Below are 12,880 nucleotides of genomic sequence, written 5' to 3' on the forward strand. Positions count from 1 at the left end.
TCATTTAGCCAGAGTTATGTCATTATACTAATAATCTACGGCAAATCGCTCGACAAACAGTAGATTAACCAAAGGCAGAGTGGCTGACAGATAAATTATTCATAACGTTGGATACATAATGCCAAAATCCTTACCCAAATTTAGGTATTGCATTGGTTTATTGGTCGTAGTTAATAGACTGCAACATAGATTTTGATATCAATTTATCTGCTCCCAGTTCTGCTCGTTGAAGGCTTACGGCAAAGCAACGTCAAGTAATCGCATCATTGTGGAGAAATAATTATGACTATTGCCCTTGAGCGTCCCACAAAAAAATCCCGTTCTGCACAAATTCGTGAGCAATTAGGTTATCCCATCATTGATACTGATGTGCATACCCAGGAATTTGAGCCTGCTTTTCTTGACTATTTAGAGCAGGTGGGTGGTTCTCAGATTGTTGATAAATTCAAAGAGCAGTTACCCGGTGCTGGACGTTTTCGTTGGTTTCAACAAACTCCAGAAGAACGTTATGCTTACCGTACTGCTCGTCCTCCTTTCTGGGGTCGGCCAACAAAAGACACTTTAAGTCTAGCTACAGTTAGCTTACCAAAGCTATTGCATGAGCGTCTGCAAGAAGCAGGGACAGATTTTGCCATCCTTTACCCCAATTTGGCAACTTTAGCACCGCAAATTAAGAATGATGAAATGCGGAGAGCAGTTTGCCGTGCAGCGAACCTATATCATGCAGATATCTTCCGTCCCTACTCTGACAGGCTAACTCCTATTGCGACTATTCCTTTGAATACACCAGAGGAAGGGATTGAAGAATTAGAATATGCGGTCAAAGTCTTGGGTTTAAAAGCTATTCAAATTCCTGGGTATGTGACTCGGACTATTCCTGCTTTTGAGAAATACCCGGAAGAGGTGCAACGAGAAGCAACTTGGATTGATAATTTTGCTTTAGACAGTGCTTATGATTATGATCCTTTCTGGGCTAAGTGTGTAGAACTGAAAGTAGTACCTACAACTCATGCTTCTGGTATGGGTTGGACTCCTCGACGTTCGATTTCCAATTATCAATATAATCATATTGGACACTTTGCCTCAGCGGCTGAAGCATTCTGCAAAGCTCTGTTTTTTGGTGGTGTTACCTATCGTTTCCCGACTTTGAAGTTTGCCTTTCTAGAAGGTGGTTCAGCTTGGGGTGCTAGTTTGTATACAGATTTAATCTGGCATTGGGAAACCCGTAATCCTGAGATTTTACAAAATAATCATCCTGGTAATATCAACAGAGAAGAATTGCGCGAATTGTTTGCTCTTTATGGTGGGCCAGAAATCAAAGATAGATTTGAAGAATTAGGCAGTGGTTTAGGATTCCACGGTAAATATTTTGCACCAGAAGACCCTGGTGATTTGAATGAATTTGCAGCCGCAGGAATTACTAAAGCTGAAGATGTACGCGATCGCTTTTTGAATCATTTTTACTTTGGCACAGAATCAGATGATATTCGTGTTGCCTACGCTTACTACCAAAAAGCCAATCCCTTTGGTGACAGAGTAAAAGCCTTTTTAGGTTCTGATTCCGGTCACTGGGATGTACCTGATATTACTGCTGTTACTTCCAATGCTTATAGCTTCGTCGAACGGGGTATTTTCAGTGAAGATGATTTACGTCATTTTCTATCTACTTACCCACTAGAGTTATACACCAGCCTCAATCGTGATTTCTTCAAGGGTACAGCGATTGAAAAAGACGCTGAAGCATATTTAGCTAGTGTAGGTCGTTAGAGGATATCTGGCAAGTATCAGAATTGATAGAGATCCCCCCAACCCCCTTAAAAAGGGGGATTAAAATCTTCTGTATTTTAATACAGTTCAGTTAACAATTTGTTGATCTCTTTTCTCTGTGTTCTCCCTGCCTCTGTGGTTTGTTATAAAAGAGATTTTGCGGATTAACTGAACCGTATTGCTCTATATTCCACAGCATTTAAATTTTGTCGTGTTCATTGTCTTCTCAGCCCTCCCCGGTAACTGAAAAAATATTATGGTTGCAACAGTCAAAACCCAAAAACTGAGTGTATTTCGTCGTTTGAAGTTGGTTCTATTGCCGGGATTGTTAGCAATAACAACCTCGGTAACAATAGCTGGTTGTTCTGGAACAAATGAAAAAGCAGCTAATCCCACATCAGAATCAGATCAACAGGCTTTGGACGTAAATCAGTCTCAAATTAAAACCAAAGTTTTGCGGATGGGATATCAACAAGCAGGAGATTTAATCAGGATTACAAAAGTTTTAGAAAAACGTCTTGAACCGTTGGGTGTTAAGGTCGAATGGGCGCAATTTGCCCAAGGACCGCAACTAATGGAAGCGATGAATGTCGGCAAACTTGATTTGGGTTCTGTGGGTGAAACTCCACCTATTTTTGCTCAAGCTGCTGGCGCACAAATAGCTTACGTAGTAGGGCGACGCACAACAGAAAAAACAGGTAGAGGAAGTGCGATCACTGTTCCACCTAATTCTCCCATCAATACTGTTAAAGACATCAAAGGACAAACCGTAGTATTCCAAAAAGCTTCTGCTTCCCATTATTTTATCCTCCGAGCTTTGGAAGAAGTAGGTTTAAAATATAGCGATATTAAAGTCCAAAGTTTACCGAATGTAGAAGCTAGTAGTGCCTTTTTGGAAGGGAAAATACCCGTTTGGGTAACAGGTGATCCTCATCTAGCTAGAGCAGAAAAAGCAGGTAAAGCAAAGGTAATTAGAACTGCTCAAGGTATTGGATCTCCTGGTGGATACTATATTTCTAACAAGCAATTTGCAATTGACAATCCAGAACTGCTGCGAATAGTCATTGAAGAAATTGATAAAATCGAACGTTGGGCAGAAAAGCATCCCCAAGAGACTGCTAAATTAATTGCACCTTATCAGAAATTACCTCCTGATGTGATGGATTTGGTAATTAGTCGTCGTAGTTATGGATTAAGAGCTATTTCTCCCGACTTGATTAGTGATCAACAGCGTGTTGCAGATTATTTCTATCAAAATGGTTTGATTCCTAAACCTGTTAATGTTCAAGAAGCTATGTTGACATCTCAACAGTATGCAGCTATTACTCCTCCTACAATCAGTCAAAAATAACAAACATAAGATTTTTGAGATTAACAATTAAGCAATTAGGTAGCACGAAAGATTGCTAAAATAAATTCTTCAATTCCTGTCAGGTGGGTTAAGTTTTCATTAATCCGCCATCTTTTCTTAATGAAACAATATGATTTAGGATTGCTATAGCCATCAAGATTAGGACGTATAGCAGAAGTCAGGAGTCAGGAGTAAAACCGTCTTTTAGTTTTAGTAGAAGTTTCATGAATGGCTTCCGCCAACCTGCGCTAATATGTCCTAACTACTCTGTCTACGGCTATAATTCAAGGTTTAACCTAATATAACTGGTGTACAAAAACCTGCTCACCTTAATTAAGTAAGTCAACCTAAAAAAACATCAAATAAACCTAACCCCCCAACCCCCTTCCCTATTAGGCTATCCATTACCCACATCTTTCTTAACATGGCGAAAAAGTAGATAAGGCATAACTCAAATTTTTCGCTTTTTTAATGGATAAAGGTACTCGACTTATCCATTTCCTGTTTGATATTAATTTTAAATTACTTTCACTATGCCTGATGGATTTCTATTTAGTAGTTCAAGGGAAAATTATGTCTGTATTATTACGGCAATAATTAAGTATTTCTACTTAATGTTCTATGCTGCTTATGATATTTGTATATGTACTACAATTTGAAGTGCGGAATGTGGGATTTAAAAAATCAAATATTATTCCTATATATGTGTCTAATTATAGATAAGATTATCATCAAAACTGTTTCTAGCTATAGATGATATTTAAATATATTAATTACAAAATAAAGTACAAATGATACTAATACTCATAGAGAAGGAGCTTAATACTAATAAAAATATTATCTCTCCTCTCCAAAAAACCTTAGCAATATCTGAGTCGATTTTTACTTATTTTATTTGAATAAAAAAGGAAAATATGTTCAATCTCATCTGGACTGCTGTTGTTGTGCTGTTTCTTCTTTGGTTGTTAGGATTTTCAATTAATCTTGGCGGCAGCTTAATTCACCTGCTTTTGATTTTGGCGGTGATTGGCATTGTCTACAACTTATTAATAGGGCGACGGATTGTTTAATAACTGTTTTACATTGGCTTGCAAGCCGACCTAAAAAAACTCTGGCTTGCAAACCAGTCAAAGCGATCGCAATATGCAAAACACCAAATAACAAACACGATGACAAATTTATCTAGAAAACCTGTCTCTTTTTGAATTGAATTAACCCTTGCAACAACCTATCTGTCCGTTGAAAATAGTGTTGCGGTGGATGTGGCGATAGCAGGCGGTGGCAAGGACTTGGAGATCATCAAAAATGCTAATTAAGACCAGAGTAGATATGCTATTGCCAGTTATCAAAATATGTAGTTATGAAGAGGCAGAGCAACATTTTAATCGGCTTCTGATGCTGGAAAATTTAGACGAACAGGTAAAAAGACAACCTGACCTAATTAAAAATTTTGAAGAATTTTTCTCTTTAGCATTAACAGAAGCATACACAGAAAACTCGAAAGCCGAATTAGCAAAGGGGTTTTTACAACGCTTACTTTATCGAATCAATCGCCTCAAATTATTTTGGTATGATGCTTTGCATTCGTATACAAATGAGCGATCTAGTTATGTAAAAAAGGTGCGCCATCGCATCGAGTCAATCTGGCAAACATGGGAATTAACCCAATTAGATGTTGAAAAAATACAATCCTTAAACGTTAAACAAGCTTTGCAAAAACGAGCAAATGTAGACTTAAATCCTCCCTTATCAGCAGCAAAACGTTATCTACAAGAAGACATGAACTTAGAGGGCTATCGGTTATTATTAGCGATCGCCTCCTTAGATGGATTAGTAGAAGCTAGTCGTCTTTCTCGTATTTTGGGAGGTGCAAGTAACGAAATTCAGGCAACCTTAATTCGGGTACTTTTAGAAGAATATGGCAACGGTCGTCTATCACGAAAACACTCTACTTTTTTTGCCCAAATGATGGCTGAATTAGGACTAAAGACTGAACCAGAAGCTTATTTCGACCTTGTACCTTGGCAAGTTTTAGCAAGTATCAATCACAACTTTTTACTGACAGAGCGGAAACGACATTTTCTCCGCTATAACGGCGGGCTGACCTATTTTGAAATAGCTGGACCAGCAATTTATACAGATTATATGCAAGCCGCAAAACGATTGCAACTTTCCGATGCAGCTATGGGTTATTGGGAGTTACACATTCGTGAAGATGAACGACATGGCCAGTGGATGTTAACTGATGTTGCTCTACCTTTAGCAGACAAGTATCCCCATGATGCTTGGGAATTAATACTTGGTTATGACCAAGAGAAACTAATTAGCGATCGCGCTGCATCTGCGGTCATGGTTTTAATTCAAAATGCTAAATCAATCCAAATTTAAACATAAAGCAATCTATGATTGTCAATCTAGCTAAAGATGGCTGGGATGTAATTTATCATCGCGCCCATGCACTACTAGCCGCTCAATTAGGCGGTCAATGGCAACGGAATAATTCTCCTGTTCGCCTTTACGAAACTATCGCTGCTATCTCCCATCATGATGATTTAGAAAGAGAGTGGAAGGGCAATCACTTAACTTCAAGTGGCGCTCCTCTTGACTTTACACTAGGAGAAGCATCGCCAGAAGCCTCTTTAGAAACTTTTAAAAAACACCTAGAAGATTCACTTTATCGTGGTCGATGGGTAACATTATTAACTTCTATGCACGTGTGTTTTCTGAATCAAGACAAAAGAGAAATATCGGAAGATTGGCGGAGTTTTCTAGAAACCCAAGTGCATAACCAGGAACAGTGGGCAAAAGAGTTGGGTATAGCCAAGGAGGACGCAGATCGCAGTTATCAGTTTATGCAATGGTGCGATCGCCTGTCGTTAATCTTAGCACAACAGCAAATACCAGATGATGGTCGAGCTTTGGAGATTACCCACGGTATTGATCAGCAGCGTTACGATCTCCGTCGTTTGGAAAATGGAAATTTAACCGTAGAGCCTTGGCCTTTTGAGAACGATGAATTTACGGTTAATGTAGAATCTTCCCACTTATCAGAACTAAAATATGATAGCAATGATGCTCTAACTACTGCCCTCAAACAAGCCCCGATCAAAATTCTGGAATGGACATTTACTAAACAGTAATAAACGAGGTTTAAATGAATAAGTCTTTATTACATTCTCAAAAATTAGTTAATACCTATCTAGCAGATTGTATACCCAAAAAAATATTTGTTTGTCCTGAAGAATCACTGTTTTATTCTCAATGTCTAGAGAGAATGGTTTTGAACGGCTGTGACGAGTTCAGTTACATTATGGAATTTGGAGCCGGGGATGGTAGTCCGGTTATCAATAGCTTACTAAAGAGTCAATTTAATGGCTTAATTAATGGCTATGAGTTAAATTCTCACGCTTGTAAAATTGCAAATTTACAAATTGAAAGCTATAATCTTAGACATAAATATATTGTCCATAATTCTTGCTTTTTTAATAGAAATTGGCAACCCCAGGCAAACTGTTTAATCGCTAACCCTCCTTATTTGCCAGCGATTAGTAATGATTTGTATATGCCTTCTTTGCATGGTGGAATAGATGGATCATCTATAACTAAGCGACTCTTATCCATGAATTGCCAAAGCGCAATGTTAATGATTTCCGCCTATTCTGACCCAGTCGGAACAATTGAGTATGCGATCGCTCAAGGTTATCAAGTTGATGACTTTATTACTTCACCCATGAATTTTGGATACTATAGTTCCGAACCCAAGGTAAAACAGAGAATAGCCGAATTAAGAAAGTATCGCAAAGCTTTCTATTCCTCAAATATCTATATTCTTGCAGGTATTCTTTTTAAAAAGCGCCACAGATTGAAAGCAGATTTATCTAAAGAATTGATTAAGACAATGACCGCATTATAAAGTGAGTTTTAAAATCCACATTTTCTCCACTGGACTAAGTTTGCTCGTCATCTCCGTGTTTGTATAAACGCCGAAAAAGAGATTAATTCAATGGAAAATACATTATTTGATCAAGTGTTCCGGGACAGCGAAGGCAAAATAGTTGTAGCTCAAATACCAAATCTACCACTCATTGTCTGGATTGTAGCTAGTTTATTAAAAATAATTTTTACAACAGGTAAAATTAATCTAGGATTGGAACTATTAGCTTTTGGCTCCTTATTTACTTGGGCTTGGGAAGAATTATTTCAAGGTGTTAATTACTTCCGCAGAGCATTAGGTCTTCTTGTGCTTGTTGGTCTGATGGCGTGGAAAATTCAATAAAAAATAAGGTAGGCAATGCCCACCCTAAGCTTTTTTTCTTTGCCCGAAACCTCCTAACTTCCAAACTCAAAACTACAACAAACCCCGATAACGAATAAAAATCAAAACCACAGCCCAAGAACCCAACGCCACCTTAACAGCAACTAAGATATTTAATATCGGCAAAATTCCCCCACTAAATAGCGTTCCTAACTCCCCATGTGGTAACTCTATTCCCGATAAAGTTATTACTGATAAAACAATGAAAACCAACACCGAAACCTTCTCCCAAGTAGCAGCGTGCCAACGTTGATAAATATCCTGCATCCACGAGTATGAAGAAGTAATTGCTATTAAACCTATCGCTGTTCCACCCGCTACACCAGCAGCAAAACCACCCCCAGGACTTAAATGTCCTCTAATTGCTAATTCAATCCCTACTAACGCCGCAATTGTTGCCCCCAGACGAGCTAAAATGATAGATGGTTGATCTTTGAATTGATAAATAGTGCAGGAAGGAGTTTCATTAGCTAATAAAAAATTACATCCTAAAATAGCAATTGTAAATACAATCACTTCAAAAATAGTATCATACAGGCGATTTCTGAAAATAATACCTGATACTGCATTGACAACACCACTTTCTTTAACTACTGTTTCCGTAATAGAAATATCTCCTAAGTCTGGTGCTGAATCAGGCATAATCAGCATTTTTACAAACAGTGCTATTCCTGCTAAAATATAAACCCATTTCATGAATGCTTCTCCCCAGAATCTAAAACATTGACATAGTTTAAACTTGTGTTTGGCGATGAAAGTTCGCTTTCTACAATGTTATAAATACGCTGTACTCTAATCGCAGTTTGGTAATTTTCTTGTGTTTGATTATTTGCTGCTAATGGCACACAAGTAGCATGAACTTCTTTTGACATTAATGCCTCTTGCAAGGTTTGGATATTCGTATAAGGTACGAGTTCAAGACGCATATAATGTTTTTTAAAAATGCTGCGAAAATCGTTGATAAGTTCTTGGAAATTGCTATCTTGATTATTTTCTATTGACTGATTTTCCATCACACCCAAACGCAAAACTAAGGATGAACGAACAGCGATCGCACAGAGAGTGGTAGATAACATTGTTCCCATTAATGCTTCTGTTAAAGCTACATCTGCCGCCCCTAAAACTGCATCTACCAGTGCTGCTATTGCACCCAATACCCCACGCAAAACTAACGCATGATAGGGGTTAACTTGAGTTACTAACATCCCCGCAGTTAAGGGTAACAAAGCAATAATTAGATACAGATAAGAATCATTCATTTTTCGCCTCTTCAGTTGAACAATATGCTATTACATAACCAAGCATGGTATTCCAAATTGCTAAGGAAATAAGTCCCAAAATCAGTAATGGCCATTCACTGGGGATTTTTAGTAATAGTCCGACAATAATCAGCATCGAACCCAATGTATCAGCAACAGAAAGGCCGTGTAATTTAAACAATACTGATTTGTTACTGACTAAATGAGATGTTCCCCAAAACCAAAAGAAGATACCAATACCTATTAAGGTATAACTAATAATATTAATCATGCTTCATTTAACCTTCTTAAAATATGTGCTAATAACATGAAGCCGGCATTGCCAACACTCAACATAATTGCTGCTACTACACCTATCATCCAATCATCACGCAAAACGGAAATGACTAAAATAATGATAGCTGATTTGCTAGAAGCACTGCCAAAAGCTAACATCATCTGCCAAGTATCATCTGTTTTCCAAGCTTCATAAATGGGAATGAGCAAAGCTGCAATCATGGCGATTAAAACTATTTCTAAATTCATGATTATTTACCTCTAGGTTTAATGTAGTGGACTTCATAAGATCCTTCTTCTTCGTGGTGTCTTACAACTATGGTTTTAGGTGTAAAAGTAATGAGAAATATATCTATGAAAACTAGAAGGGGAGAACGCTTCAGCTTCACTGTTTCCATGATAATTTCTTCTTGCTTATGGGGACGCAATATTATTTCAAATGCTTCCTTATAAGCCACTAAAATTGCAACCAAGATTTGACTGATAACTTTGACCCATTCTGTTAATTTTTCCCTTGATGTGTAACCACGTGGTAAGAGAATGGCAATAGCTACGCCGATGATAATATTTATCAAACTCACATCAGAGGTGAGTAAAAACCAAATTGATAGTCTTAATATCAAATTTCCAATCATGCTAATGCCATCCAAAACAGCAGGATTATAGTTAGACTCATCACACCAACTAAATGTTCAAATTCCTCAAATACACGGGGTAGATATATTGCTAACCGTTTGAAAATCAAATGATATGCTAACCAGCCTACAGAGATAGTAATAATCGCTTTGATCATATCAGCAACGTTATAAGCCTGGAAATAGACAACATTTGCCACAACTAAACCAGTGAGTAAGAATATTACTGCTAACCAAAAACCGGGTTTTGCTTTTTGTTCTTCGTCTTTTTTATGGGGTAAAAAGATAAATTTAGCAAAGGATATAGCCGTGCCTACGGCAGCAATATTCATGGCTATAACTTGCCAAGATTCTATATTTTTTATGGTTAAAACTTTTGCTCCAAAACCTGCCAACAAAGGAAAACCAGAAATTGATAAACTAGCTATAACTAAGGGTATCCAAATGGTTGTATTAATAGGTTTATATTGCAGTTCTTTAAAATTGCGACTGGGTAAAGAACCCGCAGTCAAAAATAAAGATGATTTGACTAATCCATGTGTGAGTGTATAAAACCCTCCTACCGCTGGTGCAGCCAAAATAAAGCCTAATTGGGAAATAGTATGAAAAGCCAACATCCGTTTTGTATCTTTTTCTAAAACGGCATAGGATACACCCATCAACGCCGTTCCTACACCAAAAATTCTGACTATCAAATCAATTTCTTCAGAAATGCCAGCACAACGCAACAAAGGTAAAACACTGGCTTTAACGACAATACCTGAAAGCAACGCAGAAACTGGCGTTTCCGATTCTGAATGTGTTAAAGGTAGCCATAAACCGGATACAAAAATTCCCGCTTTAATTAATAGTCCTAGAAAAATTAATGCTAATGCTTCTGGTGGTGATCCCTTTAAACCTGCAAAACTAAAAGAATGATGTGTTTGATAAACTAGCACTGCACCAACCAGGTAAAACAACATGGCAGTGTTGCTAATAAATAGATAGCGTAAACCTACCCAAATTGAGCGATCGCTGCGAGGATAAGCAATTAATAAAAAAGCTGCAATCCCGCTGACTTCTAAAGCTACATATAAACTCATGAAATCTGCACAGATAAAAGCAGCATTTAAACTACCATGAACAATAATAGTTTGGGCAAAGAAAAAAGCTGTTTTATCACTATTCCAACAGTAAATAATTACCGCAGCTGTAACCAGGGCATTTGTTAAAATAAAGTAGCTGCTTAACTGATCAGCTACTAATGTGATCCCAAAACTATCAAGTAAATTCAGTTTTATAGGTGATGGTTCTAGAAATAGTTGCACTGCATAAGCAGCAGAAGCAATAGCCCCCCAAAGTGTCAAATGCCGGTTAAGTTTGGGGACTAAAAAAATGAGGAACCCTAGAAAAAATGGAATCGCAACCCAAGCAATGGTAATAGTATTCATGGCGTGTTATTTTTCTCAATCTCGCTGCTTTCTAATGTGGGATTATCCTTTGCTAATTTCATGACACCAACAAGCATCAAAGCCTGAATCGAAAAACCGATGACTATCGCTGTTAAAATTACTGCTTGGGGAACGGGATCGGCATAAGCAGCTTTTTTTACCTCGGAAATAATGGGAGTAAATAAACCCTCTCGTGATGCAATTAGTACATAAAAGGCAATTACCCCCGTACTCATCACATCCATTGAGACAATCTTCATTACCAGGTTTTTTTTGAGAATGATGCCGAAAAAACCGCACAGTATTGTTGCTAGTACGCACGCTTCTAACACGGGAATTGCCTATTGAATAAGGGATAGAGAATATATACCCGACTTGTTTAAGCAGCCGGGGAACTGGGGATTAATTTTTTGTACTTATTTAAAGTGTTAAATTATTATTAGCACGAATCTTTAGTGCTAATTACAGAAAAGCACTAAATTATTCTAATGATAATCATAATTACACTTAATGATTTATGTTTTCCCTAACTGTGCCAACTACAACCAGAGACGAGAAACCCGTGAACTTGGATTTATCTACTTCTTTACAGTTAATTGGGCGTTCCCTGGAATTTCAACGTATTGTAGAAATACTTGCCCAGGATGGTGATTTGCTGATTACTGGAGTACCTGGAAGTGGAAGACGGACTTTAGTCAGGGTTGCAGCGCAGGAAGTTGGTGCTGTTGTCTTGGAAATAGACTGCATTCGTGCTACAGATGGGGAGAGATTTGTGCAATTATTAGCAGAAGCAATTAGCCAAAACTGGGAAGCAAAAAAAATTGAAAATTGGGTGAACCAAACTGCAAGTGAGTTTTTTATATTCACTACAGAAAGTAAAATTAAATTATTGCGTTCTCTGAATCAAAAACAACTATGGCAAGCATTTATTATTTTACTGGAACTATTGCAAATTATGGCTGCTGATTTAGATCAGCGAATAGTTTTAATTTTACAGAGTTTTCCTCATATTCGTTCTTGGGATCGTAATAGTTTATGGGAATCAACTTTTAGACAAGAAGTTAAAGCCCATCCTCATGTTAGTTATGTTTTGCTGGCGACAATTGGGGAGACAAGCAACCATCAATATGACAATAACTATCCGATAGAAACAATTCAATTAGCTCCTTTAGCCAAGGATGTTTTAGCATTGTGGGCAAGAGAAGTTTTGCATACAGAAAATCTTAAATTTGATTCTCGCTCTAGAGCATTACAAATCTTCTTAGATGCAGTCCAAGGAAACATTGGCGATGCGATGGCATTAATTCGCCGATTGTTAACTTTGCCTCATCTTCAAGGGTTAATTACTGAACAAGAAGTACAGCAGGTAATTGAAGGAATGCTCAAAGATTTATCTATAACGTATGAATCTTTATTGATGTTACTTCCTGCTAGTCAAATACATCTTTTAGAATGTTTGGCAGTTGATCCTACAGATAAACCACAAAGTAAAGAATATATTCAAAAACATGGACTTTCTCGAGGTGGTAGTTTGCAAGGTGCTTTAACTGGTTTACAACACAAAGGTTTAATTTATAGTGCTGAACAGGGTTATCGGTTGGCTTTACCTTTATTGGCTTTGTGGCTAAAACAACGGTTGAGTTGAAGTCGGAATCAGGATTTTCAGGATTTAACCATTGAATTTGTACACTTGGTTAGCTCAACTTAAAATGCGGTTAAAGTGATCGCTAAAGGTAATGTCACAGAAAATTCCCACAAAAATTTATAGCGACAATGGCCGCTAGGCAATACAAACCAAGCAGTTTCAAACTTTTGCTTGTTCTAGAGAAGTTGATCTCGCAATTGCC

The 12,880-nt window shown here is 37.6% G+C and carries 15 protein-coding genes; 8 read left to right on the forward strand and 7 right to left on the reverse strand.

What is annotated here, in order from left to right:
• The first annotated feature begins 282 nt into the window (after positions 1 to 282).
• The 7 genes from H6G59_RS20080 (at position 283) to H6G59_RS20110 (ending at position 7,394) form a co-directional block, all read left to right on the forward strand.
• A complete protein-coding gene (locus tag H6G59_RS20080; RefSeq protein WP_190717582.1) occupies positions 283 to 1,767 on the forward strand; it encodes an amidohydrolase family protein in 1,485 nt (494 codons plus the stop codon).
• A gap of 256 nt (positions 1,768 to 2,023) precedes the next feature.
• Positions 2,024 to 3,118, forward strand: coding sequence for an aliphatic sulfonate ABC transporter substrate-binding protein (locus H6G59_RS20085; RefSeq protein ID WP_190717585.1), 1,095 nt, complete (start codon positions 2,024 to 2,026; stop codon positions 3,116 to 3,118).
• 914 nt (positions 3,119 to 4,032) lie between these two features.
• Positions 4,033 to 4,188, forward strand: coding sequence for a lmo0937 family membrane protein (locus tag H6G59_RS20090; protein ID WP_190717587.1), 156 nt, complete (start codon positions 4,033 to 4,035; stop codon positions 4,186 to 4,188).
• A 235-nt stretch (positions 4,189 to 4,423) separates the two neighbouring features.
• Positions 4,424 to 5,506 carry an iron-containing redox enzyme family protein gene (locus tag H6G59_RS20095; RefSeq protein ID WP_190717589.1) on the forward strand — a complete coding sequence of 361 codons (1,083 nt, stop codon included), beginning with the start codon at positions 4,424 to 4,426 and terminating at the stop codon, positions 5,504 to 5,506.
• A gap of 14 nt (positions 5,507 to 5,520) precedes the next feature.
• Positions 5,521 to 6,258 (forward strand): DUF3891 family protein, encoded by a 738-nt coding sequence (locus H6G59_RS20100; protein ID WP_190717591.1) that lies wholly within the window; start codon positions 5,521 to 5,523, stop codon positions 6,256 to 6,258.
• A 14-nt stretch (positions 6,259 to 6,272) separates the two neighbouring features.
• Positions 6,273 to 7,031, forward strand: coding sequence for an SAM-dependent methyltransferase (locus tag H6G59_RS20105; RefSeq protein ID WP_190717593.1), 759 nt, complete (start codon positions 6,273 to 6,275; stop codon positions 7,029 to 7,031).
• Between the two features lie 90 nt (positions 7,032 to 7,121).
• The gene (locus H6G59_RS20110) at positions 7,122 to 7,394 is read left to right on the forward strand and encodes a hypothetical protein (RefSeq protein ID WP_190717595.1); all 273 of its coding nucleotides are present in this window, start codon (positions 7,122 to 7,124) and stop codon (positions 7,392 to 7,394) included.
• A gap of 72 nt (positions 7,395 to 7,466) precedes the next feature.
• Here H6G59_RS20110 and H6G59_RS20115 read toward each other — a convergent pair whose 3' ends face one another.
• From H6G59_RS20115 to H6G59_RS20145, 7 genes are read right to left on the reverse strand one after another with little or no spacing between them, the layout of a single operon-like run.
• Positions 7,467 to 8,129: a Na(+)/H(+) antiporter subunit B gene (locus tag H6G59_RS20115; protein ID WP_190717596.1), complete on the reverse strand. Its 663-nt coding sequence runs from the start codon at positions 8,127 to 8,129 to the stop codon at positions 7,467 to 7,469.
• Positions 8,126 to 8,692 carry a DUF4040 domain-containing protein gene (locus H6G59_RS20120; protein WP_190717598.1) on the reverse strand — a complete coding sequence of 189 codons (567 nt, stop codon included), beginning with the start codon at positions 8,690 to 8,692 and terminating at the stop codon, positions 8,126 to 8,128. The genes H6G59_RS20115 and H6G59_RS20120 overlap by 4 nt, the downstream gene beginning before the upstream one ends.
• The gene (locus H6G59_RS20125; protein ID WP_127053853.1) at positions 8,685 to 8,963 is read right to left on the reverse strand and encodes a monovalent cation/H(+) antiporter subunit G; all 279 of its coding nucleotides are present in this window, start codon (positions 8,961 to 8,963) and stop codon (positions 8,685 to 8,687) included. Before H6G59_RS20125 ends, H6G59_RS20120 begins: the two co-directional genes overlap by 8 nt.
• Positions 8,960 to 9,217: a hypothetical protein gene (locus H6G59_RS20130; RefSeq protein WP_190717600.1), complete on the reverse strand. Its 258-nt coding sequence runs from the start codon at positions 9,215 to 9,217 to the stop codon at positions 8,960 to 8,962. The genes H6G59_RS20125 and H6G59_RS20130 overlap by 4 nt, the downstream gene beginning before the upstream one ends.
• Positions 9,218 to 9,219: 2 nt before the next feature.
• Positions 9,220 to 9,603 carry a Na+/H+ antiporter subunit E gene (locus tag H6G59_RS20135; protein WP_190717602.1) on the reverse strand — a complete coding sequence of 128 codons (384 nt, stop codon included), beginning with the start codon at positions 9,601 to 9,603 and terminating at the stop codon, positions 9,220 to 9,222.
• On the reverse strand, positions 9,600 to 11,033 hold the full coding sequence (locus tag H6G59_RS20140) for a cation:proton antiporter (protein WP_190717604.1): 1,434 nt from the start codon (positions 11,031 to 11,033) through the stop codon (positions 9,600 to 9,602). The genes H6G59_RS20135 and H6G59_RS20140 overlap by 4 nt, the downstream gene beginning before the upstream one ends.
• Positions 11,030 to 11,365, reverse strand: a complete 336-nt coding sequence (locus tag H6G59_RS20145; protein WP_190717606.1) for an NADH-quinone oxidoreductase subunit K — start codon at positions 11,363 to 11,365, stop codon at positions 11,030 to 11,032. The genes H6G59_RS20140 and H6G59_RS20145 overlap by 4 nt, the downstream gene beginning before the upstream one ends.
• A 185-nt stretch (positions 11,366 to 11,550) precedes the next feature.
• Here H6G59_RS20145 and H6G59_RS20150 point away from each other — a divergent pair, with 185 nt between their 5' ends.
• A complete protein-coding gene (locus H6G59_RS20150; protein WP_190717608.1) occupies positions 11,551 to 12,678 on the forward strand; it encodes a DNA polymerase III subunit delta in 1,128 nt (375 codons plus the stop codon).
• The last annotated feature ends 202 nt before the right edge of the window (positions 12,679 to 12,880 follow it).

The sequence above is a fragment of the Anabaena lutea FACHB-196 genome (genome assembly GCF_014698305.1).
Classification (GTDB): Bacteria; Cyanobacteriota; Cyanobacteriia; order Cyanobacteriales; family Nostocaceae; genus Anabaena; species Anabaena lutea.